This window comes from Enterococcus sp. 7F3_DIV0205, assembly GCF_002141365.2.
Taxonomy (GTDB): Bacteria; Bacillota; Bacilli; order Lactobacillales; family Enterococcaceae; genus Enterococcus_L; species Enterococcus_L palustris.
Window position 1 is genome coordinate 1831212 of record NZ_CP147244.1, and the last position, 25556, is coordinate 1856767.

Here is a 25556-nt window from a genome sequence, read left to right on the forward strand (position 1 = left end):
AAAATCCCCACTAAGTCGATTATCTTAGTGGAGATTTTTCTAGCCTATTATCAAAAAATACTTTCCTTGAGTGATATCCCAATCTCATCTTTGGCGCTCTAACAGAGTTGAAGTAATTGTCAGTGTTATCTTTTATTCAGCTGATTTTATCACCTTGAAATAATCGATATGCGCATGTTCATAATCCATTACTTCAAAAATAAAATCATCGATTTTGATTTGATCACCGACCATAATTTGATTATTCTTTTGCTCTACGATAAAACCAGCTAATGTAGACATTTCAGAAACTTCAAATTTTGGAATTTTTACTTTAAAATAACGTTCAAAATCATCAAGTGTAATTTTCCCAGAAACGATATAGGTGTTATCCGATTTTTTAGCGATCAAAGCATTTTCTAAATCGGTTTCATCTCTAATATCGCCTACCAGTTCTTCTAGTATATCTTCGATCGTAACCATTCCAGTAGTTCCACCATATTCATCTTTTAAAATGGCAATATGTTTCCCTTCTTTTCGCATCATCGTTAGTAAGCTTTTAATTGGAATAGTCGCCAAAGCTACGATCGGTTCTTCTACTAATTCACTAACTTTTCTTTGATCGTCGATAAAGGACTCCTTGATCAAAGAGGGTAACGTGACATAGCCTAAGACGTTGTCTTTAGACTGTTCTATCACTGGATAGCGCGTGTGACCACGCTTTAAGGAATGTTGAATAGCTTGTTGCACTGTTTCATCTGCTTCAAATACTTCTATTGAAGTTCGATCGACCTGAATTTCTTTAGCTAGCGTATCGTCGAATTCAAACACATTTTCCATGTAATGGTATTCTTCCTTTGTTAGTTCACCTTTTTTATATGAATCAACTGCAACAAATAACAGCTCTTCTTGTGTTAATGTTTCCTCACCTTCGGACACTAATTTGATTCCTAATACTTTTCCTAATTTTGCTGCTGAATGATTCAATAACCAAATAAAAGGATACATCACTTTATAAAAGTAATGCAGAGGTTTAACTATCGCTAAAACAACTTTTTCGGTTTGGGCGATACTGTAGCTTTTCGGTAGTAATTCTCCCACAACTACATCTACATACGTTACAATAGCAAAACCTAAAATAACTGAAATCGTACGACTAAGTGCCGCACTGATGGGTAAATTTCCTATTACTGGATGAAGCAGCGTCGCTACAGAGCCTTCCCCAACCCACCCAATAATCAGTCCTGTTAACGTAATTCCCAATTGACTGGCAGATAAATAGGCATCTAAATGATGGGTCACGTGAATTGCCAATTCAGCGTTTTTGACATTTTCTTTCTTTAATTGCTCTAATCTAGACATTCGAATTTTTACTAAAGCAAATTCACTCGCCACAAAAAATGCCGTGATCGCAATCATTAAAAATAATATGAAAAAATTTATTGCAAGCATATTTTACACCTCATTTTCTTCTATCTATTTATTATACTTGTCCTTTCAAAATAGCGCGAATAGGAACTATTGTATTTCAAAAAAAAGGAGCAGGACATAACTCTACGAGTCATATCCCACTCCCATGGAATCCAGATAAACGGTGGCATCAGAAGCAACTCCCCTTTACTTCTCGGAGTTAAACGCTTCTGTTCCAACCTCTTTTCATTCTTATGATAACACTTTTCGTTCTCGTAATCGTGTCTTTCTTGTATCCCCAATGATCAACGGAACAGATTCGTATTTCACTTCACTATATTCTAAACCAAACCAGTTCTCTGGTGTAGTCGTTCTTTTTTTGATTGCTAATTTCAACTGCATGATTTGACGATCCCATTTCTTCAATTCAGTTACTTTTGATAACTCTTCGCGAATGATAATGAATTGGAAATCTCCTACTTCACGTCCTGGTGTCAGTGAATATTTCTGCGGCTGTTTAGGTAAACGCCCTTCCTTCATTAAATCATAAACGATTTGTCGAATATAGACATTTACTTCTTGTGCTACGTGGAAACCAAGATATAACTGAACTTGTACGATAAAATCAGTACCCATCATATCTACAGAATACTCTTTCGTAAATGGTTCATCCGTTACTTCAACGTTGACAAACCAGTAAACATTTGCTCTTTTCGGTTGTTTATCTAAGATCGAGTAAATGATTTGGCGTCCAATTTCATCACCAATTGTATCTGGAGTCATAAACACAACATTCGTTTGTGATTTTGGAACCGTCGTATCATCTTTTAACATCCGTAATTGTTCTACATATTGTTTAAGCGGAACTGTATCAGATGTTTTCTCTTTAATAATATTACCCCACTCCCAAATCGTCATAACAGCTAAGATCAACAAAGCAATCCCCACTGCTACGTAACCACCATGGAAGAATTTCGCAATACTTGACACAAAGAAGATCGACTCAATACTCCCAAAGAATAAAGTAACAAGATATGCAACCCATTTTGGTGCACCTTTTTGTAATAGATAAAACATCAATAAAATAGTTGTCATCAGCATTGTCACAGTAATTGAAAGACCATATGCTGCTTCCATATGCGTGGATGTTCTAAAAGTGATTACGATCAAGGAACACACGATCCATAACATCATATTAACTGCCGGAATGTACATTTGACCGATATTCGCACCTGGATAGATAATTTTCAATCTTGGTAATAATTTCAATTTAATGGCTTCAGATACGAGTGTAAATGAACCAGAAATCAATGCTTGGGAAGCAATTACTGCCGCAACTGTAGCGAAAACAACGCCGATCAACATAATGCTGTTTGGCATCATTTGGAAAAATGGGTTTAAGTTTTCAATCGCTAAAATTGACGGATCATTTTTGGCGCTCAAGATCCAAGCGGCTTGTCCTAAATAATTGAGGATCAAACAAACTTTGATATAAGGCCAGCTGGCACGAATATTGTGTTTACCGACATGACCTAAGTCAGAATACAACGCTTCTGCACCTGTTGTTGCCAGAAAGACATTTCCTAATACGAATATCCCTAACTTATTTTCCGGACTAAACAGTAAGTGAATCGCATAATAAGGATTCAACGCACGGAGCACTGTCCAATCTTGTCCAAAATTAATCAGCCCCATCACACCTAGGAATGTAAACCAAGCAAACATGATCGGTCCAAAAGCTTTTCCCACCGCATCCGTTCCAAAACGCTGAACAGAGAACAAGATAAGAATAATGACTAAGGTAATCATAACAATAATATTTTGGTCACTACCAAATCGATCAAAGAAAACTGGAATCCCCCGCAATCCTTCAATCGCTGTTGTAACGGTTACTGCTGGTGTCAATACACCATCCGCTAATAATGCTGCCCCACCGATCATCGCTGGGATGATCAAGTATTTTCCTTTTTTACGCACAAGAGTGTATAAAGAAAAAATTCCACCTTCACCATGGTTATCTGCATTTAAAGCAATCACAACATATTTGATTGTTGTTAAAATCGTCAATGTCCAAAAAATCAACGATACCGCACCAATAATGAAATTCTCTGAAACATTCTGAAGACCGCCATTATCTCCAACGATTGCTTTCATTACATAAAGCGGGCTTGTTCCGATATCGCCATAAACGACCCCCATTGCTACTAAAAGTCCAGCAGCGGTCAATTTCTGATGATGCGAAATTTTCGACTTCTCTACCACAAAATTTTCCTCCTAAATTTAAAAGCGCAGGGGGCTCGTACTGTTCTGACCAAAAACTGAAAATCGCTCGCCAGAATTCCTTTTCAAACCCAATTCCACTTTTTAAGTAAAACAAGAGACCTAAGTGAAACGACACTTGGCCCTTACACTTAGGTCTCGCAATTTCATTCTTAGACCAGTGTTTTCACACTTGCTGTTGATCTAAAAACATAGTTAAACTATGCTGCTACTCCCCTAAGATTTTTATTTGGGCATCCAAATAAAAATATTGATTGTTAGTTATAATTAATTAAAAAAAATATCAGCTAAAAAAACAAAATAACTGATTTTGATAACAACTATAATACTCCTTCAACATTTTAGCAAGTCTTTTATGTAAATAAATTCAATAGTATTTTCAAGATATTCTTTCACTCATTCAAACGCTATGAAAAAGAACGCTTGACGTAGAGATTTCTATGGCGAAATCAACACATCAAACGTTGCCTTTTAGATGATTTTATTCTGTATCTTCTTCCACTGAATAATGGAATTTGATCATTTCATTGACAAAAATCGGTACGATTGATAGACCCATTACTAGTAACCAATGATTCATCCCAATCGGAACTAAACCGAACAATTCTTGTGTAAATGGTAATAATGCAATCACCGTCGTAATAATAACTGCCAGCACAGCCATTTCAAAAAGTGATTTGTTTGTTGATAATTTTACTCTAAAGATCGATTCTGTACTTCTCACATTAAATACATGTAAAATCGATGAGTAAGCTAAAATCAAGAATGCTACTGTCTGACCAATTTCATGACTTGCTTCAAAAAAGTAAGAAACAGAATCAACATTTGCACCTAGATAGAATCCAAACAGCGTGATTACTGTAAAGACAAACGCATTGATTCCAATTTTTTGCCACAAACCACGCGCAAAGATTCCTTCATTCCTTGGAATCGGCGCTTCATCCATGATTCCTTTTTCAGCAGGTTCTTTTCCTAAAGCAAATCCTGGAAGCCCATCAGCTACAACGTTTACAAATAATAATTGAACAGCCGTAAATGGTGCGCCCCAGCCTAAAAGCATGGCAATCAATACAATAAATATTTCCGAAATATTGCAACTTAATAAAAAGTTTACCGCTTTACGGATGTTTCGATACACCGCTCGCCCTTGCGCAACTGCATCAACGATCGTTGCAAAGTTATCATCTGTCAAAATCATATCTGCTGCACCTTGTGCTACGTCGGTTCCTGCAATCCCCATCGCGCAACCTACATCACTTGCTTTCAAGGCAGGAGCATCATTGACTCCGTCCCCTGTCATTGCAACAACGGCTCCAGTACGCTGCCATGATTTAACGATACGAATTTTATCTTCTGGTGTTACTCGAGCGTAAACAGAGAGTGATTTTACACGTGAGTCTAACTCTTCATCAGACATTTTTTGTAATTCTGAACCTGTTAAAGCTTCACTTTTATCTGTTAATATACCTAATTCTTTTGCAATAGCTCCAGCGGTTACTACGTGATCTCCTGTGATCATGACTGTTTTGATTCCAGCTTTTTTCGCCCTGGCAATAGCGCCTTTACTCTCTGGTCTTGGTGGATCGATCATGCCGATCAATCCTAATAGCCGTAGATTCTTCTCTAAAGCCTCTGAAGTGATGTCTGTGGGTTCTTCATCATAGATAGCATAACCAACTGCAATCACGCGTAAAGCACGTTTTCCAAAGCGATCATTTACTACGGCAGCTTGTTCAACATCTCCAAAGCGGAAACGAGTCAATAGGACGTCAAACGCTCCTTTAGTCACAGAAATATACTTTTTCCCCATTTTATGAACAGTTGTCATCATTTTACGATCAGAATCAAAAGGAATTTCACCGATTCTTGGATACTTTTCTTCTAATTCAGCTTTTGTATGATAGTTTTCCTCTACGGCACGTACGATTGCTGCTTCTGTGGGATTTCCCTGGATAACTAAATCGTCTCCCTCTTTATCTACGATAACATCCGTACAAAGAGAGGCCATTTTTAACACTTCCATCGCTTCATCTGTCATCGCATCTTCAGTGTCCGTTACTTCATCTCCACGAGACCAAACACGTCTGACACGCATTTTATTTTGTGTCAAGGTCCCTGTTTTGTCGGAACAAATAACGTTAGCTGTTCCGAGTGTTTCAACAGCTGGCAAACGACGAATAATCGCATGCTTCTTCGCCATTTTTTGTACGCCATAAGCGAGCGTTAATGTAACGATCACCATCAAGGTTTCAGGAACCGCTGCGACAGCTAATGATACTGCAGTCATAAACATTTCCAACATCGGTTCACCTTGTAATTCACCAATGATAAATACTAAAGCCGCAGCAGCTAAAGCAATTAAACTGATTCGCTTGCCTAATTGATTCAAGCGTTTTTGTAAAGGTGTCTGCTGCGTCACATCGTCATTCAATAAGCCAGCAATTTTCCCCATCTCAGTCTGCATCCCAGTAGCTGTTACAATCGCTCGACCACGACCATTTGATACAGTACAACCTTTAAAGACCATATTGATCTGATCACCGATCGGTGCATCTTGTTTCCCTATGTACTCCGAATCTTTTTCAATTGGTTCGCTTTCCCCAGTAAGTGCTGATTCTTCCACTCTAAGTTGTGATGCTTGGATCAAACGAGCATCCGCTGTGATCATGGAGCCTGATTCTAATACCAGTATATCTCCAACAACAACATCTTCTGCATCGATGGTCTCGACTTTACCATCACGTAAAACTGAGCTGCTTTGCTTGTTCATGTTTTGTAGCGCAGCTAACGATTTTTCAGCATTTCCTTCTTGAACAATTGCAAGTACTGCATTGATTACCACAATTGCAATAATCAAAATCCCTTCAAAATAATCGCCATGATCTGTAGCAATCGCTGTGTAAAATGAAATAGCTGCTGCAACTAATAAGATAATTGTTGTAAAATCAGATAAACTATGAAGAAACTTTTTTACTATAGAATCTTTTTTTGCCTCCTGAAACTTATTCGCTCCATGTTCAGAGAGCCGCTTCTTTACCTCTTGTCCTGTTAGTCCTTGCTCTTTATTGGTGTTCACTTCTTTAATAATTGTCTCGATAGGTTGTTTGTATGCTTCCATCCTATCCCCCCATTCTTATTTTTTTCCTTCTATTAATATAGTATCTATATTCACTATACCATGTTTTTTTTTCAAACTTCAATAAATATGGCTAATTTTTCATTTTTTTCCACTCTTTTTTTTGATTTCCTAAAGAATTATCAACGCAATAGCAATATTTAATCAAAAGTTCTTTTTTCTTGAAAACGCTTTCCGAATATGCTATTATAACCATAGAAGGAAGGAGGATAAATCAGTTGTATTGAAGAATTTCTCGAAGCATGATTGAATAAACACAAAATTGTTAGCAGAACACGATTCACCTTTCATCAACTATATATGTAAAGTATAAAAATCATAAAAACATCTTTACAAATAGTGAATATGTGTAAAAAATTGGAAAATCAATCCAAATAAAGTAAAAAAACACGTATAAAGATAGTTTGATTAAAAAAAATTTAAGCAAAGAAATGTAGAAAATGTAATGAAGACAACATTTGGTTTATGAACAAGAAATTCAACTAATTACTTTACATGTATAACGAAAAGTAAAAAAAAAATCATTCAATACTCTGATTCCTTCCGGAAACAAGAGCCAAGCTAGTCGAGAAGCTTGGCTTTTTTCTTTATATTATACCTGCAAGATATTTGTAAGTGAAAGTAAGATATGGTATATTGACTATGCGCTTTTTATTTAATACATAAATTAGACTATTGGAGGGATTTGCATTGCCAAAAAAGAAGAACTCATCTTTTGAGAGTTCCATTCACGTCTACAGAGCCATGAAACGCATGACCCAACAGGAACTTGCTGACAAGGTGGGAGTATCTAGACAAACAATTATTCAGTTAGAAAGAAATAGGTACAATCCTTCCCTTTTACTGGCTCACGACATAGCGGACGTTTTCGAAGTGCCGATTGAACAAATCTTCACTTTCAAAAAATTAACAGAAGACGAGCAAACAAACGAAGAAACCGACTAACGGAAGGAAAGGATAAATTATGACTGAATCACTTAAATCTTTTTTTGATAACTTGCCTGTAAATCATTGGTCTAGTTTGGTGGTAATTGCACTGTCCATTGTATTTATTGTTTATTCCATTTACTTTTTCTTTAGCAAAGAAGGAAAAGACGAACGTGGGAAGAAAATCATTTCTACAGCAAGTTTTATTTCTTTTATTATCACTTTAATTATACTATTTGCTTTGAGTAACTTATTCTACGATGTTGCATCGTACAATGAATTAGCATATTCATGGATTTTGAATTTTGCTGTACTAATTATATCTGGTACTGAAGCTATTTGTATTATGGTTTTAAAGAAATCAATTTAATAATAAAAAAAGAACTAACTTTCGTTAGTTCTTTTTAATTATTTTCAATTATGCCTATGGCCAACAAACCAAACGAGACCATCCACCTACTGTATTCGCAACAATCGTTTCTGATCTATCCACAGTGTCTTCAGAATTTTTACTTCTTTCAAATGAAGCTCCTACAACTGCATCTACTTTTTTCAAATCTTTTGCTGCTTCCATTTTTTCAATCGATAATTTTCTCATGATAATATTTCTCCCCCTTGTGTTAATACTTAGATTATAAAACGTTCTCTCAAATAAGTAAAGTTCTTTTTTCAGATTGTGTCACTTTATAAATAACAAGGAGTGAACATTGAACGGATCGTATGCTCTTAACACTTGATACCCCACTCCCGCTAAACCACAGAAAAGATTTACTGGGATACTTGCTGGATCAGATTTCAGTTTAATAACATCATTCAATAATAAATTAATATCATTTAAATAATTGTCTTTATTTCCATATCTTCCGTGACATAAGCAATCATCTCCCCTGTTCATATCCGCTACTTTTTCACAGGTTTTATCAATGAACGTAACATTTAACAACTGGCAAACTGCTTCGATCCCTGTTTTACCTCGGCACCAAGAATCATTTATGCCTTCATTTTTTTCTAGATTTTTTTCAAATTTTTCTTGATACCAATCTAATTTTTCCTTGATTTTCGTTTCTTTAAGAATTTGTTCCGCTTTGCTTAAAGCGTAGCAGACACCCGCATAGCCATGAGCAAAGCTATTATCTTCCATTTCTTGGCAGGTCATTGCTTGTGTATAGTGTAAAAGTAGGTCATACGCTTCTGGCTTGTGATATGTTTGGTATACAGCTGCTAAAACTGCTAATAAGCTAGCTTTTCCATACAGCCATTCATTCAACTGATTTTCCTCTGCTATTTGACACTTTTTTAAAGCTCGTAAACTATTCTCCAGATAAGAAAGATGCTTAGCATCATGAAGCAACCTTGTCACATAAAAAGCAACTGTCACACGCATTCCCTCATTAAAAAAAGCACTCTCATAGCTAGTTTTTTCAGACTCTGTTTGAAAAATTTCTTTCTCCAGTAAAGCAATCACTGCTTGATAAGTTTCTTTAGGCACAAAATAATTTAAATAAACGAAAAATAGATAAATTCCTGCACTTCCTTCGTAAAGATCTGTGTCTGGATATGCGATCCCTATCTCATCAGCTGATTCTGGAAGTACACTCATCCAATCAAGCTCACCGATTTCGTCATTCACCACAATCTGATCAAGGATCTTATCCCCAATATCAGCTGCTTTTTGTAATAGTGGTTGTTCAATGGAACTATTTTTTCTAGGTAACGGTATTTCTTGTAGGCTATATTCTAGAGTGCCTAAACTTTCTTTTAATAAAAGATAGGAGAAATAGCTAGTTTTCTCTGTTATTTGCTCCATATGCTCCACCGTGTCTTGTAATGGAGTCTTATCTAACATTTCAGAGACTTCACAATCATTAATATAAATATCGGTCATCGACGTGTTTGCTGTGATCAAAGGAACATCGTGATTCATCATCGCTTGAACTTCGAAAGGAATCAACGCTTCTGGGATAATTTTGCTAGCCCATAAATTTTCAATGATCTTTTCACGCTCACTGTAATTTGACATGCACTCTGTATGCAAGGTAAAATTCAGTAAATTTCCATAGTCTTGTGTGTCTCTATAAATCAATCGAATCGTTGTTCCTGAAAATAACTCTTTCACTTTCTCAATGAATTCAGACTTATTCTTTAGTAGTAACTGATTCATTTCTTTAAAGGACGTCTCAATTACATGGCGGTAAACTAGATAATCCACTTCTTTACTAGCTAATCGCGGAATATTTTGTGCTCCTTCCATATAAGCTTCTTCCAATTGAAAAGCAACCTCACTAGAGCGCTCATTTCTTAACTTCCTAACTTTTTTCGGTAATTTTTGTTTCGTGCCGGATAATGCATCCATTTCTAGTTCACGTTTCCATTGTTTTTTTTGTGGCAATAAACCTGCAACGATGACAGAATGTTTTTCTATTCGAGTTTGTCTTGATAATTTTTTAGTTCGTTTAAACATTTCAGGTCGAATCAAGGTCTCGACATCAATCAAAACAGGATATGAACCGCTAGCAATCAGATTTTCCATATGCAGATCCGTTGCTCCTAGCCAGTAAACGATTGCTAACAATTGACCATAATTTTGATAAAAATCAGTGACTTCACCTGCATCGTTGCATTCACGATAGGCGACTTTTTCCTCAATTGAAAAAGTTGGCTGAACGATTCTCTTGATTTTATAGAAATCTAAGTTTGGAGCTAGCCCTTCGAGATAGGTTAACAAGCTATTGAAACGCTCACCAATTTCCAGATTCTTAAATTTAAAGATCAATGACTTTTTCTGCGCTTGAAACTGAATCACTGTTTTTCCATTATCATGACTATCTCCTTGTCCCATTTCTATCTTTGTGAGGGTCATTGGTGTTGAGATGGCAAAGGTCTCAGCCAATTGTTCTGCTGACATAGTTAAATCAAAAACAAACTCTTCGATCACTTCACAGGCAAATGTCAATCTAACAGCAAGAAGTCTCGCCAGTGTAGGATACTCTCCAAAGAAAAGATAGGTTCGTTGTTTATCCCCAAGAAATTCTTCAATATATTTAGTAAATTCTTCTTCTTTTGACTCCGCCTGTAGCTGATACTCTTCAATCATTTGATGAACATCCCAAACTAAGGTTTTTTGGGCAATAAAAAAGAATTCATCTGATAATTGGTCGATCAGCTCTGTTATTGTTTTTTCTGATATCTGGATCAGCGGAAATCTACTGGAAAGGCTTCGAATATGTTTCTCATAGTAATGTAGATGAAAACGCAATGCGGCTTTTAAAGACATTTCTTTTACAGGTATTTCCTCTAAAAACAAGTGTCTATGTAATTGGAACCACTCACTCTTTTCAACAGTTGGCAACAAGAGCTGCGCCCGCTCTTCAGTAAACGGCAGCAGTCCAACACTAAACATTTGTTCATTCAACTGATAATTTTGAAACATTTTTTCGTAATCGGACAATTTCAATAAGCTTTTACGTGCTTGCCATTGTTTTAAGTAGGTATCAGCTTCTATATTTAAGTCTTTCCAACACTGGATTCTTTCTGCTATCGTTGTAGCATAACTATATGTCAGCTCTTCACTCATCGTTCCCTCTCCTTCGATAATGTTTCTCTCTTTATAATAATAATAAAAAAGTAGCAAAAATACTATGGTAATTTTATTTTGTTGTATTTTTTTGAAAAAAACAGAGCGGTTGGGACAAACACCTCTACTGAAAATCGAATAAACAATAAGATTGGTAAGGAACACTTCAAATAGAAAGTTGTAAACTCTTCCCTTCAAAACCGTTCACTCCTAGACGACATTTTGACCTTATTAATATCCAGATACAGACAAATAGCATTGGTGTAAAAAATCTTTATTGACTAAAAAATCCTTTGGAGCCACTAAATAAACCAGAGCTGTTAACAATTCAGACTGAGCAACATTTGAATACATCATACTATGAGCCGTGTTTTTAATTGTAAAAATTCTTAATGATTCTTGAGGTAATTTTTTTAGATATGTTTTTTCGGTATCTTTAGTATCAACATTTCGATCATGGTCAGCCAATAATAAATCAACGGGAATATCAGTGTTTTCCAAATCCAGTTGAACATCTGAATCTATATTTTTCTTAGTAAAATTCCAGCGATCCTTGGACATCGGTTTTTGTTCAGGCGTGTTTGCCACATATTCTTTATAAGAGATATTTTTTTTCAACAACGCAGTAAGTTGCTCTTCTTTTTGCAGTCCTTCTTTGATTTGCTTTTGTGTTTTACCTTCTTGTTTTAATTTTTGAGTGGTATAGTACATATTTTGGCTTGACCAATTAATTGCTGGAGAAACCAAGATTACCTTAGAAACCGGCACTTTCTTTTGAGCTGCCACTTTTGGAACGACCCAGCCGCCTTGGCTGACTCCCCATAAAACAATTTTTTTTGTATTTAATTCTGGCTGTTCCATTGCCCATTGGATTACCTCTGTAACTTCATCAGCTCGATCGTCCATGGTTTGAGATAGCCAGTTTCCAGTTGATCCAGCAACTCCTGGTTTTGCCCAAGAAATCGTGGTAAAACCTGCTTTTGCAAATTGTTCCATCATCGGTCTGTAGCCACCCTCATTAGTAGCATCAACAGGTGCATCCCCATGTACTAATACAACGATTCCCTTGGAACGCTTTCCTACTGGCTTTGTTAATACAGCAGATAACTTCCCTTTATCTATTGGAATCAACTTTGTCTCTTCAACCATCTCATAAGTATGTTCATACCAAACGAAAAGACTAAAAACGAGGAGCAAACTTAGCAAAAAAAGGAGGTTTTTTCTAAAACAACTCATTTTATCTACCCCATTCCATAAAAAACCAATCTGGTTCATTCGCTAAAAGACCGAGAATAAATTCTCTTTCCTTTTTAACAATTGTGAAGCCACATGCGGCGTACAAGTTCAAAGCTTGTTTATTTTTTACTGAAACAACTAAAGATAACCGCTCTTCCTTTTTTACTTTCGCTTGGACAGCTGAAATCAAAGCTTTCCCAATTCCTTGTTTTCGGTAATTCTCGTGAACAGCAATATTTTCAATATACTGTTCTTTATCCCTTGGATAATATTCCAACGCACTCAACAAGAGAACATATTTAAAAACAGTCAGATAACCATATCGTTTAGACAATTCCAAAGGATAGGTCAAATTTTTTGAAGTTGTTCTTTTACTTGAAACTGTTAAGACACCAATAACTTCATTGCTGTCTTTCACCATATAATCAACTAACTGCTTGCCTTGTGAAGAATAATTTTGTTCGAAATGAAGTAAAATAGTTAGTTTCTCTTTTGAAGTTAAATGAACATGTGCAAACATTGTTGAAAAAGAAGCCAAAAGCAAACGAAAAATATCTTTTTCTTCGTTGGCATTTAATTGATTGCGGTCCACTACATAAATGTTTTTATCCATACAACGCTCATCCTTCCATCGAAATACAATACTGCAACTCATATAAAATCTGATTATTCATTAAAACTGAAGAATAAGCGGCTTCTTTAACAATGATTTCTGATACTTTCCAAAAAGGCTGCTCAACTTCTTTACTAAAATAATCGATTGCTTCTAATAATTCTCTTTCTTCTTCTACCCAAATTCTCTTCACTAGATAGTCACCTGTTGGTAAAGTTTTTTCCGTTGAAGAATCATCTGACACATATACATCAACTTGATCATCATTAAATAAATAATAGATCGATTCAGAAAATAGCATCTGATTCTTTTGACTATTTTTCACGGACTTGAAGAAGCTTACTAGATCTAAAGACTCCTTCAGTGGATACGAATAAATTTTACTCAAGTTTCTTTGGGGCAACTTAAAATAAGATTCTTCCTTTTGATTGATTTCTGGTAACAGGTTTTCAATTTTCTGTTTAGCCAAAACTAGTTGTTGAATTTTCTCTTCCGTTTCTTTTAAGGTTTCTTTCAAAGTCTTTTCAGCCCAAACAGTATCCTGATTATTCATAAACTGGTCGATTCGCGCTGTCGAAACACCTAGACTTCTCAATAAAAGAATATTTGCCAACTGATACACTTGATCCATTCCGTATTTGTGATAACCATTCTTGTCTACAAAGGCTGGCGACAATAAGCCCTTTTCTTCGTTATAACGAATTTGATGTTTGGATATAGCCATTAGTTCAGCCAATTGTCCCATTGTTAAATAGCGTTCTATTTTGATCTCCTCCTAAAACTTATGATCATGTCACTTTTGATTATAATTCATCTACTCTCTTCCATAAGCATAAACTATAAGAGCACCCTACAGTCAAGTATTTGTTTTACACTCAAAAAAAAGGCCCCACTAACAGGCCCTTAATAATATAACCAAACAACATAACCATATATCATTTCGAAAACGCTTCTAAATAGTATTGGAAAATTTACTTATGCGAGAAAAAATCTTACATAACAACACTAATTCCCAAATCTATCAGTTAACATTGTAATTTGTCCAGAAAAAATAACAAAAGTTTGTGAATTTTCAGTTATTTCACCCTTTTGATAGAAATAAACAGCTATTTTGTAAGCATTTATTTTGTGAATTCTTTACTTTTCGTATATTATAGTTATTAAGAGGTATGTACCAATATTTTCGAAAGGATATGAAAAAATATGTTAAAATTATATACGACAAATAGCTGTACATCATGTAGAAAAGCACGGAGATGGCTGATTGATCATGATATTCCATTTGAAGAAAAGAATTTTGGCACTACTCCTATTACATTAGACGAACTAAAAAATATATTAATCCTTACAGAAGAAGGTACGGAAGATATTATTTCGATCCGTTCCAAAGTCTTTCAAAAATTAGATACAGATATTAACGAATTACCATTACATGCATTATTGGAGTTGGTCAAAGAGAATCCAGGATTACTACGCCGTCCAATTATGATTGATGAAAAAAGATTACAAATCGGCTTTAACGAAGATGAAATTCGTTGCTTCTTACCAAGGGATGTCCGCAAAAGAGAACTATCACAAACATTACTTTTAAGCGGCTTATAAATGTTACTACCTCGAATCTAGGAAACAGTAAAAACTCATTTTGCTTCTAACTTGAACAAGTAATAGAAATGTCTTCTGCAACACCTGCAGCTCACTTCTCCCTTGCTTAACACAGTTAAAAGCAAAATGAGTTTTTTTCTTGAATGTTATCCTACTTTACAAACATTGCATCGCCGAAACTAAAGAAACGATAGTGTTCATCAATTGCGTGCTGATATGCTGCAAGCGTTAAATCTCTACCTGCAAATGCACTGACTAACATTACTAAAGTCGATTTAGGTAAATGGAAGTTGGTAGAAAACGCTTGTACCACTTTAAACTCATAGCCTGGTGTAATAAAAATATCTGTCCAACCACTATCCGCTTTGATTTGTCCATCGAACTTTGTACCGATCGTTTCTAACGTACGAATCGATGTTGTACCAACTGCAACAATTTTTCCTCCAGATTCACGAACATCATTTAATTGGGCCGCCGCTTCTTCTGTTAGGCGATAAAACTCACTATGCATTTCATGTTCTGAAATATTATCCACACTGACAGGTCTAAATGTTCCTAAACCAACATGTAAGGTCAAATAAACAAGCTTGACACCCTTTGATTGGATTTTAGCAAGTAATTCTTGGGTAAAGTGTAAACCTGCTGTTGGAGCCGCTGCAGAACCATTTTCTTTCGCATAAACCGTTTGATAGCGTTCTGGGTCTTCTAGACGTTCTTTGATGTATGGTGGTAAGGGCATTTCACCAAATGACTCTAAAATTTCCAAGAAAATCCCTTCATAATGAAACGTTACGATTCGCCCGCCATGTTCCAACTCTTCCATAACAGTTGCAGTTAATCGACCATCACCAAAGCTGATTTTTGTACCGACTTTTGCTCGTTTGGCGGGTTTAATCAACGTCTCCCAAGTATCACCTTCTGTATTGGTCAAAAGCAATACTTCCAAATGTCCACCAGTCTCAGGTTTCTCACCATATAATCGAGCTGGCAGTACTCGCGTATCATTCATGACTAACGCATCTCCTGGATTCAATTCATCAATGATATCGTGAAAATGTCTATCTTCCATTTCTTTTGTTTCTCGATTTAAAACTAAAAGCCTCGAACTTGTTCGATCTTTTAAGGGTGTTTGTGCAATCAGTTCTTCCGGTAAATCAAAATCAAAATCTTCTGTACTAAGCATATTTGTCACTCTTTCTACTTGATTTGTCTTGGCTATTCTACCATTTTTTATGCTATCTGGCTATGAAGAAAGTATTCATCCCAAAGTCAAAATACTTGTTATTACAATTCTTGACGCGTATACTTACTTTTAGTAAGTATACATATTGGGAGGTTTTATAATGTTTCCATCTATTCATCATGTTTCATTATTAACAAGATTTGCTGAGGAAAATTTGTTATTCTATACTGATATTCTTGGATTGCGTCTCGTAAAAAAAACAGTTAATCAAGAGAACCACCACATGCTACATTACTATTATGGCGATTATGCTGGAACACCTGGTTCTGTCATAACTTTTTTCGTAGTTCCCTCTCTTGCTCAACGCTATGATAATCATCATTTTTTAAGTACGATCGCGTTAAAAATTCCTAAAGACAGCCTAAACTTCTGGAAACAGCATTTAACTAGTATGAACGTTCCTTTCATGGAAGAACACCGCACGCTTCATTTTGTAGATAAAGATCAAGTGGCTATTCATTTGGTTGAAGTGGAACAAGGACCTTTAAAAAAAGAACGACAAGTGAAAAATTCTATTCCAGGAAATAAACAAATCTTAGGTCTCTTATCTACTGATTTTCATGTTGCAACACCTGAAAAAACAGCTGATTTTTTCCACCAGTTGTTAGGTTTGAAAAGTCAAGATGATCATATTCAACTAAATGATACAGATTTTATTCGTCTCTTACCAACATTTACGAATAAAAAAACACGAATGGGACGTGGAAGTATGGACCATATTGCTTTTTCAGTCAAAGATGAACAAACTTTAGAAATGTTACACGAAAAAGCAAAAAACCAAGGATGGAACATCGAACAAATCATTCATCGTGGGTATTTTAAAAGTCTATATATTAGAGAACCAGGTGGCAATCGGGTTGAATTTGCTACTTTAACACCTGGCTTCACAATTGATGAACCTTTAAACAATCTAGGAGAAAAACTTGCTCTACCAGCTTTTTTAGAACAAGATCGAGCAGAAATTGAAAGAAATATTTATAAAGAAAAATAATTTAGCTTAGTAAAAGAGTTGGAATTCTTCGAATGAGAGTCGCTTCTTATTCTGATCTAACCCTGATCTCTTATTTCAGTTTTTTGAAGCAATTAAAACAGCCTATTCATCGTCATTCGTTCTATACAATTTCTTTTTCTGCCATTTTATCCCCCTTTATTTAGCGACTATACGATACGCATAATATTAACTTACAATCTTAAACTAACTATATTTATTCAATTCTGAGAAAACAGGTAAAATTTTTATTATCATAGAAAAAGGTACAAACAGGGACAAGCTAAAATTGATTCCTCTAGAATAACCAATTTCATTCTTACTCAGCTCCCCCTATCCATACCTCTGGAAACACCAAAGACTACTTTTTACTAAACAGAACATTACCACTTCAACGATTCTATCAGTATTTGTTGGTCTTTGATTCTTTCGAAATCGCAAAGATTGCATTGCCTATTAACTGATGATTGTCGGCTTCAATCATTAGTTCTCAGCGCTACGGCTCTTTGCTTTCTCTAGATAGAAACAAAATAAAAAATGGTATTGGTGAACTTCACCAATACCATTGCATGTTCAACAAATAGGCATCTCCTGTCCCACCTTACATTCTGGAGAAGAAAGTTCTAGATATTTCTTCAAAAATTGAGTAAAATGGAATATGTCGATGTTACGCATTGACACGGGCAACTTGATTGGTCAGCTTTCTCTGACTTATCAGGGCTTCATAGATCAGCGCCAACTGATTTATGAAGTGCCTTTTTTTATTATTTTCGTTTCTATCTATTATTCATTTTAAAGAAAAACAAATTCATAGTCAACAAAGTGTCAGAAAATTTTTTATTTAGCTTATTTTATTATGAAAATAAAAAATTTTTCTCTAATTTTTTATTCCCCTACATGATCTATTTATTAGTTAAAACATGCCAGTAACAGGCGTTCAAAGTAATACTAAAACATCGTTTTACTCTGATCTCCATCATCTACATATACAGATTACAGGTTTAGTGTATCAAGACTCTCTTCATAGAACCAAAAAGAATCTTCTTTGATTGCATTCTGCTCGGAGTGATTTACTTTTTTTGAAGAGAACATCGTCTGATAATTGATTTCGCCTTCTTCAATTAGGAAAGTCCAATTTTTTCCATTTTTTGCTTGGATAATATCGGTAAAATCAATCATATTTTTTTTCAACCATTTTTTTCTATCTACTTCATAGTTTAAATCATCATGAGCAATCTCATTTTTCAGTAAAACAAATTTCGCTGAAAAATCTATTCCTGCAGCCATACGATAGAGTTGATCAGCTTCTTCAAAACACATTTCCTTGTTATAAATATCTCCAAGTAAAACAAATGAATTGAAACACTCATTTAATTGGATGCCGCCATTTTTAATACTTGTTTCAATTACGAGTTTAAAAAAATATACCGCTTGCTGCTCGTCCTTTTCATTTAAAGCTTGCTCACCTTGTCTAAACCACTTTTTAATTTTCCCTTTTTTAAACATCTTTTTCTCCTTAAAACTTTTTTTCAAAAAATCGAGGTAAAAGTATTCTACTCTAGTAAGCATGTAAAAACTTTCAATCTCTACCTTATTCATTAATAAGGAGAGTAAAGCAAAACTCACAGTGTTTTGCCTGACTCCCCTTCTAATTTTTTTATTATTTGTGGAATTCATCCGTGAATAACATCTAAAACAGTTGATTGCTATCGTTCTAACAATTATATCTTACTGATTTTACTCAACTTTTTCTAAGATTTTGACATCTCCTGTTTTGGATTTCACGTTAATTTTATATTTTCCGCTACCTGGTATATCTAAAAAATCATTTCTCAGTTCACCAGTTCCTGTACTGGCAACGACTTCAACTGATTGACTAGGATCTTGTAGCCATTTGATAAATCCAGATTCACTAGAAACATTCGCATTTACCTTACTCTCTTGAATTGCAATTGTTGGTCCAGATCCATTCTTCAGTTCTAGTGTTCCTTTATTTTCTTCTGAAACAATTTTTCCACTTTCATTGATCATCACAAGATCGCCTTTTGTTCGTTTTACAATTACTTGTCCATCCGTTGCAGTAGTTTTTAATTTCTTAGTTTCAGAATCTTCTAAAATCATACGACCTGAGTGGTTGTTTAATACCACCTTATCGGAACGCAAAAATTTTAAAATAGAAAGTCCTTTATTCCCTTCAATCGTGAGGTTTCCAAGCATACCAGTAATTACTGTTTTCCCAGAAACACTATTGACCTTCAAGTTCATCGCAGATTCTTCTATGATTACGTCACCATAATCACTATCTACATTGCCCTCATCTGCAATAATATTTTTCGCATAGACATCACCGGCAGTTAAGTCCAAATCAAAGTTCTTTGTTTGAATATCTAATAAACGCAAATCTCCACGACTTAATCCTAAATGAAAATCATCAAGAATCGTGTCTTTTGGTATGAAGAAAATCACTTCAGAACGTCCTGTTCGTGTGAATGTATCAAAAATATTTTCTTTATCTAAGGTTAAGTTTATTTTGTTATCATAGGATCCATTTTCAATTTTTTTGATGTCACTTTCCTTAAAACGACCTTTGATCATCAGACTTGGCTTTTCAGTGCTGGATACTTCTACGCTTGTAATCTCCACATCCGCATCTGAATCAAAACTAAATGCAGCATGATGATTAGATGTCAGACTAATCTCTTTATAATACTGTCTGCCTGAATACATCAATTGGCCAGTAATCGAAAAGAACAATAGCATTACCACTCCAAGTCCTGAAAAAACAATTGATAACCCATTGATTAATTTCTGTTTTGGGATGATCCATCCCTTTACTAATTGTAAAATAACAGCTAGTAGTAATAAACATAAAATCGTTGGAATTCTAGCAAGGTTGTGTTCCTCATACAGTTCTCTTACTGTATAGATCAGAAAAAAAGTAAACAACGCTAAAAGTAACAGTAATACTAATGGTTTTAATACCTTAAGTACCGTTTTTATAAACTTCTGCATTCTTTTTTTCTGTGTTTGAATGAATACATCTTGAATTTCTTCTCTAGGCACAACCGAAGTCTTGGCATTGATTGCTGCATCCAAACTTAAATCTGCATAATAATCAGCTGCTATCTCTTCTGGAGGTGCAAGTCTAGCCACGACCTCTTCTTCTGTCTGTCCTTCTTCTAAACAAATGGCCAACTGTTCCAGTAAATCTTCTTTTAACTCGTTAAAATCCTCTATATCTTCTTCAGCAAAAGCAGCCTTTAGTTGGTTTAAATATTCTTCCATTGTATTCACTAATCTGCCTCCCTCAGTTTACTCACTTGTTCAACGAATTCATCCCAATCACGTTCCAAAGTTTCCAAATACTCTATTCCCTTTTTGGTCATTTGGTAATACTTTCTGGAAGGACCATCTGGCGATTCTTTGGTATAAATGACACAATATTCTTCCTTGACTAATCGACGCAAAACTGGGTAAAGCGCCCCTTCAGTAATCGGTATAAATTGATTCACTCGTTGTGTTAACTCATAACCATATCGATCTTCTTTTTGAATAAAATGAAGCACACACATCTCTAAAGCACCTTTTTTAAATTGGCTAGAAGCCCTCATCGCTCAATCCCCTTATCACAGTTTTGATTGACAAATTACCCGCTATCTCCATAACTGTCCACTGAAATAAATTGACTAAGAAAAAAGGACTAAATTAACTTGATATCCTCTTAAAAAAGAGTCCTCTTGTCTATATAAAATCAATTTTCTAAACGACCTTAAAATCAGCCTTGCTTCAAAGTGCTTTGTCAGTGGTTATTGCGGTTGTAATTCTTTTTCTCTTGAATGATACCTTGACGCTCTTCTGGTGTCAAATTAGGATCACTCAATTGTTCGCCCCACTCTCTGTTTTTTTGGCCTCTTTCTCGCCCGCTTGCTGAAGCACCAGAAACAGCTTCAGCTGCTTCTACATTTTCTGGTACAGGCGATACTTGTGTATCTTCTATCGGCTGCTGAGTAGCTGTTTGCTCTTTTTCCACATCTTGAGCCGCAACTTGATTGACTACTTTTTCTTCCTCTGCTTTTTTAGCTGCTGCTTTTTTTTCTGTTTCTTCTTTTTGTTTTTGAACTTTCTTTGCTTCTTGCTCTTTCAATTTTTTCTTGATTGAGTTTTCAACATGAGCGATCTTTTTTGATACAACTTCAGCGAGCCGTTCTCTTTTCAAAGCAAAACGCGCTCTAACTACCTCATCTTTAGAAAATCCAGCATCTGCGGTATTTAATGTCTGAGTGGTCCCGATCCCTATCATCAAAAGAGCTATGCAAAATACTATAAATTTTTTCATTCTAACTTCTCCTTAATCAACATATTTCTTTACTGTAGTTATCCTTGGAAAGCATCCAGCAATTCATTAAAACGTTTCTCTTCATCTATAATAGTCCAATATTTTTTTTCTTTCTTATCTGGTTCCAGCTCTAAACGAATCGTTTTTGGCTTCTCTGCTGCTTTCAATTCTTTAAATGCTTCTTTTAATGCTTCAAATTGAATTTGATTAAGGTCTTTATCTTTTAATGCATTTAATTCGTTTAAAATCCCATTTAATTGTTTTTCATCGGAAATATTATCAATATCATCCAACTTTTTAAGCTTATCATAGCCCTTGTTCTGTAGCCATTTTACTAATTCTTCATCCGTTTTTTGATCAATCATTTGATCAAACTTTGTCTGATCTAGCCCAGTAACCGTTACTGTAGCTTCTTGTTTTTTTGATGTACTGTCATTCATCGTTATAGAAAAATGGGTTTCCTTTTCAAGTCGTTCCTGATAAATCTCTACTAATTCTTTTGCCTGTTCTTTTGAAAGTTTAAACAATTCAGAAAAATCCTGAACCAAATCGGCTTCACTAGGTGCATCTAATTGATAAAAATACTGCTCTGCTGCTTCCTTATCTTTACCATAAATGACATTATTGATAAAAGCTGTGGCAACATCTTTAGGATCAGCATTCTTTGCGCATCCAGTCAAAACAACAACTATAAAAGCTAATATAATAATTATTCTCTTTTTTTTCATACGTCTAATTGGCTCCTTTTATGACAATAACTGTTGATTTTTTTGTGCATCTTTTCTATTTTTGACTATATATTTAAAAATCGTATAAAACTTAACTCTGATAGAATGAATGTCTCCAACTCCATACTTTGGATCTGAATAAATCAGACCTAACCAACGATAGTGATTTTTGCGTGAAAATTTTTGGATTTTAAAAGTAATTTCAACTTGTCCGCCTATATTAATCATACGCGAACGAATTGCTTTTACATTTTTTATTTTTTGAAAAGAAAGAAAACCTTCTTCTTGATTTAACAATACGCTCAAGTAAGGATCTTTTTGGGAAACTGTGATACTTATACTTTTTTCACCTAAAAAATTGATTTGAACTGGAATCACTTGGTCTTCTTTTACTAGTTCTCCTTGATAATCAACGGGGATAATCATTGGCAAACGCGGGCGCTCATATGCTACGGAGACTGCAACAGTCAAACTGACAATATTATAAAATAACCAATAAATATTGATAGTGAAAATATCCCACCACTGTAAATGCGCAAAATCTAATTGTAAAATATAGAAAACCAACGCAAAACAGTTTGCTGCTAATAATAAAATTTGTACTTTACAATTACGCCAATCAAAATAGCCCTTTTCGCCTTGAATTCCTTTGATCGTCACATGAAACTTCTTGTTCTTTTTAGGACTAAACAAGGTTTCTTTCCAAACTGCCCAAGATACTTGTGGTGCAGTAACTAATTCATAAATATTACTTATAAAAGAATTGTATTTTTTTCTGGCAACTGATTTGTACATCACACTTCCAGACAGAAAAGCAGGTAGCCAGAATACTACTAACTGCGACAAAGTCGTTTTTAAACTGGATATATCAAAAACTAGATACAAAAATGGACAAAGTAAATAAATCAGTTTATACATTCCCCCATACCAATACAAGACACCATCAAGATAAAACCATTTTTGAATAAATGATAAATTTTTCAGTTTCTTTAAGGTATACTTTTTTGCAACTTGGACATTGCCTCGTCCCCAACGATCACGCTGTTTTACAAAATCAGCTAAGGTTTCTGGTGAAAGGCCAGAGGCAAGTGCTTCATTGACAAATACGCCTTTCCAACCATTATTTTGCAACAGCAAGCCTGTAGCCATATCCTCTGTGATCACACCTGTTGTGAATCCACCAATCGAATCAAGTGCACTGCGTTTGAATAAGGCATTACTTCCTACATAAAGGACTGCATTAAATTGATCTTTCCCCTCTTCTAAACTACGCATAAAAAAGTCTTGTTCATTATTAATCTCGCTATCTAAATACAAATTATGTTGAAAAATATCTGAATTAAAAAAGGTTTGAGGTGTTTGGATAAATCCAACTTTTTCCTCAGCAAAATAGCCCAGTGTTCGTTGTAGAAATTCCCGTTTAGGTACCATATCGGCATCTTGTGTCACAATGATTTCTCCATCGGTTTTTGTCAAAGCATAATTTAAATTTCCTGCTTTAGCATGCTCATGCGTTGGACGAGCTATAAATTCTACCCGATGTTTTTCTGCTAATTTTCTAACTATTGAACGGTCTCCGTCATCGCAAAGATAAATCTTCAATAATTCTTTTGGATAATCAATCGATAAACAACCAACAACTGTTCTTTCTAAAATTTCAATATTTTCATTATATGTAGCTATCAAAATATCAACTGTAGGTAACGTCTTCAATTCATCTAATGATTTTTCAGCACGCTTATACGGTTTCCAAAACAAAATGACCAAAGTAAACGCTTGGACAAACCCCATAAATTCTGCCAAATACAATAGACTTCCTGCAAGTGTTTCGACAATATTTCCACTTGGAATCGTATAAAGAAAACGCCAAACTAAGTAAACAAACTGAATAATTACGAAACCAGTTAATACAAATTTTCGATACTTTACATCTTTCTTAGAAACAAGGTAAAACAAAAATAAATAACTTAAACTAAATACCAAATATCCTAACCCAAATTTTTCCATGTGCTCTCCTTTTTACCTCCTATTATTCATAAACTAGTAGTCGCTAGTCAACAATATACTAAGCTTTCTAGCTATTGTCAATAGAATAATAGTCAATACAAGAACTTGTTGTACCTTTTTATCTCATTCCCCTTACCTCCCTTGCTTTTTATGAGTTATTTTTAACCTAATAATATGAAAAAAAACATCTGATTTGTCCAAATCACTGTTTTGTAGCATACTAGTAGTAGAAACGTTTGTTAGGAAACACTGAAATCAATTAGGAAACGAGACACAGAAAAAAGAATTTGGGGTGAGAAAGTTGATCGAATTTCAACATGTTTCAAAAATTTACAAAGGCGGTAAAATCGCTGTAGATGACATCAATCTGTCTTTTGATAAAGGTGAATTTATCTGCTTTATCGGAACCAGTGGTAGCGGAAAAACAACTTCTATGCGGATGATCAATCGGATGACGGATCCATCAAAAGGAAAAATCTTAATTAATGGTGAAGATATTCAAACCATCAATCCAGTAGAATTACGCAGAAAAATCGGGTACGTTATTCAAAATATCGGCTTGATGCCACACATGACAATCAGAGAAAACATCGTGCTTGTACCTAAGTTATTAAAAGTCGACCTAGAAGAACGGAACAAGATCGCAGAAAAAATGATCGATTTAGTTGAACTACCTAGAGAAATGCTTGACCGTTATCCAAATGAACTTTCTGGTGGTCAACAACAAAGAATCGGGGTCGTTCGTGCCCTTGCAGCCAATCAAGACATCATCTTGATGGATGAACCTTTTGGCGCGTTAGATCCTATTACAAGGGATTCTTTACAAGATTTAGTTAAAGACTTACAGGAACGATTAGGAAAAACCATTGTGTTTGTTACTCATGATATGGATGAAGCACTGAAATTATCAAATCGAATTGCGATTATGAGCGAAGGAAAAGTCATCCAGTTTGATACACCAGATAATATTTTACGTCATCCAGTTAATGAATTTGTTGAAGAATTGATTGGTGAAGACCGCTTGATCCAAGCCAAACCGGATATTACCACAGTTGGTGAAGTGATGCTAAACAACGCCATCACGATCACGCCAGAAAAATCATTATCAGAAGCTATCAAGCTCATGAGAGAAAAACGAGTTGATACACTCTTGGTCGTTGACGGAGCTGGTGTTTTAAAAGGGTTTATTGATGTTGAAACGCTTGACCGTCGTAGAAATACAGCTACTAGTGTGAGTGATATCATGAATCCAAAAGTCTTCTTTGTAAAAAAATCTTCCTTACTACGAGATACGTTGCAACGAATATTAAAACGCGGTTTAAAATATGTTCCTGTCGTGGATGACCAACAAAAGGTAGTTGGAATCTTAACCAGAGCCTCACTTGTAGATATCGTGTACGACGTTATCTGGGGTGAAGAAGAAACAGAAGATGTAACTCCTGCTTCAAACGAAACAGAATCAACTGATGTCAAACAGCCTCAAGCGGAGGTGTAGAA

At 35.1% G+C, this 25556-nt stretch carries 20 protein-coding genes; 5 read left to right on the top strand and 15 right to left on the bottom strand.

The window, feature by feature from the left end:
- Nucleotides 1-132: 132 nt before the first annotated feature.
- The 3 genes from A5821_RS08705 to A5821_RS08715 all read right to left on the bottom strand — a co-directional run bounded on the left by A5821_RS08705 (nucleotide 133) and on the right by A5821_RS08715 (nucleotide 6787).
- On the bottom strand, nucleotides 133-1431 hold the full coding sequence (locus A5821_RS08705) for a hemolysin family protein (protein ID WP_086314155.1): 1299 nt from the start codon (nucleotides 1429-1431) through the stop codon (nucleotides 133-135).
- Between the two features lie 210 nt (nucleotides 1432-1641).
- Complete coding sequence (locus A5821_RS08710; protein WP_170923009.1) at nucleotides 1642-3588, bottom strand: KUP/HAK/KT family potassium transporter; 1947 nt, start codon at nucleotides 3586-3588, stop codon at nucleotides 1642-1644.
- A gap of 562 nt (nucleotides 3589-4150) precedes the next feature.
- A complete protein-coding gene (locus A5821_RS08715) occupies nucleotides 4151-6787 on the bottom strand; it encodes a cation-translocating P-type ATPase (protein WP_086314157.1) in 2637 nt (878 codons plus the stop codon).
- Between the two features lie 708 nt (nucleotides 6788-7495).
- Here A5821_RS08715 and A5821_RS08720 point away from each other — a divergent pair.
- Both A5821_RS08720 and A5821_RS08725 read left to right on the top strand, forming a co-directional pair.
- Nucleotides 7496-7750, top strand: a complete 255-nt coding sequence (locus A5821_RS08720) for a helix-turn-helix transcriptional regulator (RefSeq protein ID WP_010762625.1) — start codon at nucleotides 7496-7498, stop codon at nucleotides 7748-7750.
- 19 nt (nucleotides 7751-7769) lie between these two features.
- Nucleotides 7770-8102 carry a hypothetical protein gene (locus A5821_RS08725; protein ID WP_086314158.1) on the top strand — a complete coding sequence of 111 codons (333 nt, stop codon included), beginning with the start codon at nucleotides 7770-7772 and terminating at the stop codon, nucleotides 8100-8102.
- Between the two features lie 54 nt (nucleotides 8103-8156).
- On the opposite strand, the gene A5821_RS08730 is transcribed toward A5821_RS08725, so the two are convergent.
- The 5 genes from A5821_RS08730 to A5821_RS08750 all read right to left on the bottom strand — a co-directional run bounded on the left by A5821_RS08730 (nucleotide 8157) and on the right by A5821_RS08750 (nucleotide 13900).
- On the bottom strand, nucleotides 8157-8330 hold the full coding sequence (locus A5821_RS08730) for a hypothetical protein (protein ID WP_170922980.1): 174 nt from the start codon (nucleotides 8328-8330) through the stop codon (nucleotides 8157-8159).
- An 81-nt stretch (nucleotides 8331-8411) separates the two neighbouring features.
- On the bottom strand, nucleotides 8412-11306 hold the full coding sequence (gene lanM, locus A5821_RS08735; RefSeq protein ID WP_086314159.1) for a type 2 lanthipeptide synthetase LanM: 2895 nt from the start codon (nucleotides 11304-11306) through the stop codon (nucleotides 8412-8414).
- A gap of 231 nt (nucleotides 11307-11537) precedes the next feature.
- Nucleotides 11538-12455: an alpha/beta hydrolase family protein gene (locus tag A5821_RS08740; RefSeq protein ID WP_249921847.1), complete on the bottom strand. Its 918-nt coding sequence runs from the start codon at nucleotides 12453-12455 to the stop codon at nucleotides 11538-11540.
- Between the two features lie 88 nt (nucleotides 12456-12543).
- Nucleotides 12544-13155, bottom strand: coding sequence for a GNAT family N-acetyltransferase (locus tag A5821_RS08745; protein WP_086314161.1), 612 nt, complete (start codon nucleotides 13153-13155; stop codon nucleotides 12544-12546).
- A gap of 7 nt (nucleotides 13156-13162) precedes the next feature.
- Nucleotides 13163-13900 carry a MerR family transcriptional regulator gene (locus A5821_RS08750; protein WP_086314162.1) on the bottom strand — a complete coding sequence of 246 codons (738 nt, stop codon included), beginning with the start codon at nucleotides 13898-13900 and terminating at the stop codon, nucleotides 13163-13165.
- Nucleotides 13901-14358: 458 nt separating this feature from the next.
- On the opposite strand from A5821_RS08750, the gene spx reads away from it, so the two are divergent.
- A complete protein-coding gene (gene spx, locus A5821_RS08755) occupies nucleotides 14359-14757 on the top strand; it encodes a transcriptional regulator Spx (RefSeq protein ID WP_086314163.1) in 399 nt (132 codons plus the stop codon).
- A 151-nt stretch (nucleotides 14758-14908) separates the two neighbouring features.
- On the opposite strand, the gene queA is transcribed toward spx, so the two are convergent.
- The gene (queA, locus tag A5821_RS08760; RefSeq protein WP_086314164.1) at nucleotides 14909-15940 is read right to left on the bottom strand and encodes a tRNA preQ1(34) S-adenosylmethionine ribosyltransferase-isomerase QueA; all 1032 of its coding nucleotides are present in this window, start codon (nucleotides 15938-15940) and stop codon (nucleotides 14909-14911) included.
- 160 nt (nucleotides 15941-16100) lie between these two features.
- On the opposite strand from queA, the gene A5821_RS08765 reads away from it, so the two are divergent.
- The gene (locus A5821_RS08765; protein WP_086314165.1) at nucleotides 16101-16991 is read left to right on the top strand and encodes a VOC family protein; all 891 of its coding nucleotides are present in this window, start codon (nucleotides 16101-16103) and stop codon (nucleotides 16989-16991) included.
- A 990-nt stretch (nucleotides 16992-17981) separates the two neighbouring features.
- On the opposite strand, the gene A5821_RS08770 is transcribed toward A5821_RS08765, so the two are convergent.
- From A5821_RS08770 to A5821_RS08795, 6 genes are all read right to left on the bottom strand, one after another.
- A complete protein-coding gene (locus tag A5821_RS08770) occupies nucleotides 17982-18494 on the bottom strand; it encodes a hypothetical protein (RefSeq protein ID WP_086314166.1) in 513 nt (170 codons plus the stop codon).
- 231 nt (nucleotides 18495-18725) lie between these two features.
- A complete protein-coding gene (locus A5821_RS08775) occupies nucleotides 18726-20273 on the bottom strand; it encodes a DUF4097 family beta strand repeat-containing protein (RefSeq protein ID WP_249921862.1) in 1548 nt (515 codons plus the stop codon).
- A gap of 8 nt (nucleotides 20274-20281) precedes the next feature.
- Entirely contained in the window at nucleotides 20282-20599 is a 318-nt protein-coding gene (locus A5821_RS08780; RefSeq protein WP_086314168.1) for a PadR family transcriptional regulator, read from the bottom strand.
- A 188-nt stretch (nucleotides 20600-20787) separates the two neighbouring features.
- Complete coding sequence (locus tag A5821_RS08785; RefSeq protein WP_086314169.1) at nucleotides 20788-21324, bottom strand: hypothetical protein; 537 nt, start codon at nucleotides 21322-21324, stop codon at nucleotides 20788-20790.
- Nucleotides 21325-21362: 38 nt separating this feature from the next.
- Nucleotides 21363-22052, bottom strand: a complete 690-nt coding sequence (locus A5821_RS08790) for a hypothetical protein (RefSeq protein ID WP_086314170.1) — start codon at nucleotides 22050-22052, stop codon at nucleotides 21363-21365.
- An 18-nt stretch (nucleotides 22053-22070) separates the two neighbouring features.
- Nucleotides 22071-24059 (bottom strand): glycosyltransferase family 2 protein, encoded by a 1989-nt coding sequence (locus A5821_RS08795; RefSeq protein ID WP_086314171.1) that lies wholly within the window; start codon nucleotides 24057-24059, stop codon nucleotides 22071-22073.
- Nucleotides 24060-24360: 301 nt separating this feature from the next.
- On the opposite strand from A5821_RS08795, the gene A5821_RS08800 reads away from it, so the two are divergent.
- On the top strand, nucleotides 24361-25554 hold the full coding sequence (locus A5821_RS08800) for a betaine/proline/choline family ABC transporter ATP-binding protein (RefSeq protein WP_170922981.1): 1194 nt from the start codon (nucleotides 24361-24363) through the stop codon (nucleotides 25552-25554).
- Nucleotides 25555-25556: the final 2 nt, after the last annotated feature.

Coding starts and splice junctions, on each gene's coding strand:
- A5821_RS08705 (WP_086314155.1), bottom strand. CDS start 1,431: ATGCTTGCAATAAATTTTTTCATATTATTTTTAATGATTGCGATCACG.
- A5821_RS08710 (WP_170923009.1), bottom strand. CDS start 3,588: ATGGGGGTCGTTTATGGCGATATCGGAACAAGCCCGCTTTATGTAATG.
- A5821_RS08715 (WP_086314157.1), bottom strand. CDS start 6,787: ATGGAAGCATACAAACAACCTATCGAGACAATTATTAAAGAAGTGAAC.
- A5821_RS08725 (WP_086314158.1), top strand. CDS start 7,770: ATGACTGAATCACTTAAATCTTTTTTTGATAACTTGCCTGTAAATCAT.
- A5821_RS08730 (WP_170922980.1), bottom strand. CDS start 8,330: ATGAGAAAATTATCGATTGAAAAAATGGAAGCAGCAAAAGATTTGAAA.
- lanM (WP_086314159.1), bottom strand. CDS start 11,306: ATGAGTGAAGAGCTGACATATAGTTATGCTACAACGATAGCAGAAAGA.
- A5821_RS08740 (WP_249921847.1), bottom strand. CDS start 12,455: ATGGTTGAAGAGACAAAGTTGATTCCAATAGATAAAGGGAAGTTATCT.
- A5821_RS08745 (WP_086314161.1), bottom strand. CDS start 13,155: ATGGATAAAAACATTTATGTAGTGGACCGCAATCAATTAAATGCCAAC.
- A5821_RS08750 (WP_086314162.1), bottom strand. CDS start 13,900: ATGGGACAATTGGCTGAACTAATGGCTATATCCAAACATCAAATTCGT.
- spx (WP_086314163.1), top strand. CDS start 14,359: ATGTTAAAATTATATACGACAAATAGCTGTACATCATGTAGAAAAGCA.
- queA (WP_086314164.1), bottom strand. CDS start 15,940: ATGCTTAGTACAGAAGATTTTGATTTTGATTTACCGGAAGAACTGATT.
- A5821_RS08765 (WP_086314165.1), top strand. CDS start 16,101: ATGTTTCCATCTATTCATCATGTTTCATTATTAACAAGATTTGCTGAG.
- A5821_RS08770 (WP_086314166.1), bottom strand. CDS start 18,494: ATGTTTAAAAAAGGGAAAATTAAAAAGTGGTTTAGACAAGGTGAGCAA.
- A5821_RS08775 (WP_249921862.1), bottom strand. CDS start 20,273: ATGGAAGAATATTTAAACCAACTAAAGGCTGCTTTTGCTGAAGAAGAT.
- A5821_RS08780 (WP_086314168.1), bottom strand. CDS start 20,599: ATGAGGGCTTCTAGCCAATTTAAAAAAGGTGCTTTAGAGATGTGTGTG.
- A5821_RS08785 (WP_086314169.1), bottom strand. CDS start 21,324: ATGAAAAAATTTATAGTATTTTGCATAGCTCTTTTGATGATAGGGATC.
- A5821_RS08790 (WP_086314170.1), bottom strand. CDS start 22,052: ATGAAAAAAAAGAGAATAATTATTATATTAGCTTTTATAGTTGTTGTT.
- A5821_RS08795 (WP_086314171.1), bottom strand. CDS start 24,059: ATGGAAAAATTTGGGTTAGGATATTTGGTATTTAGTTTAAGTTATTTA.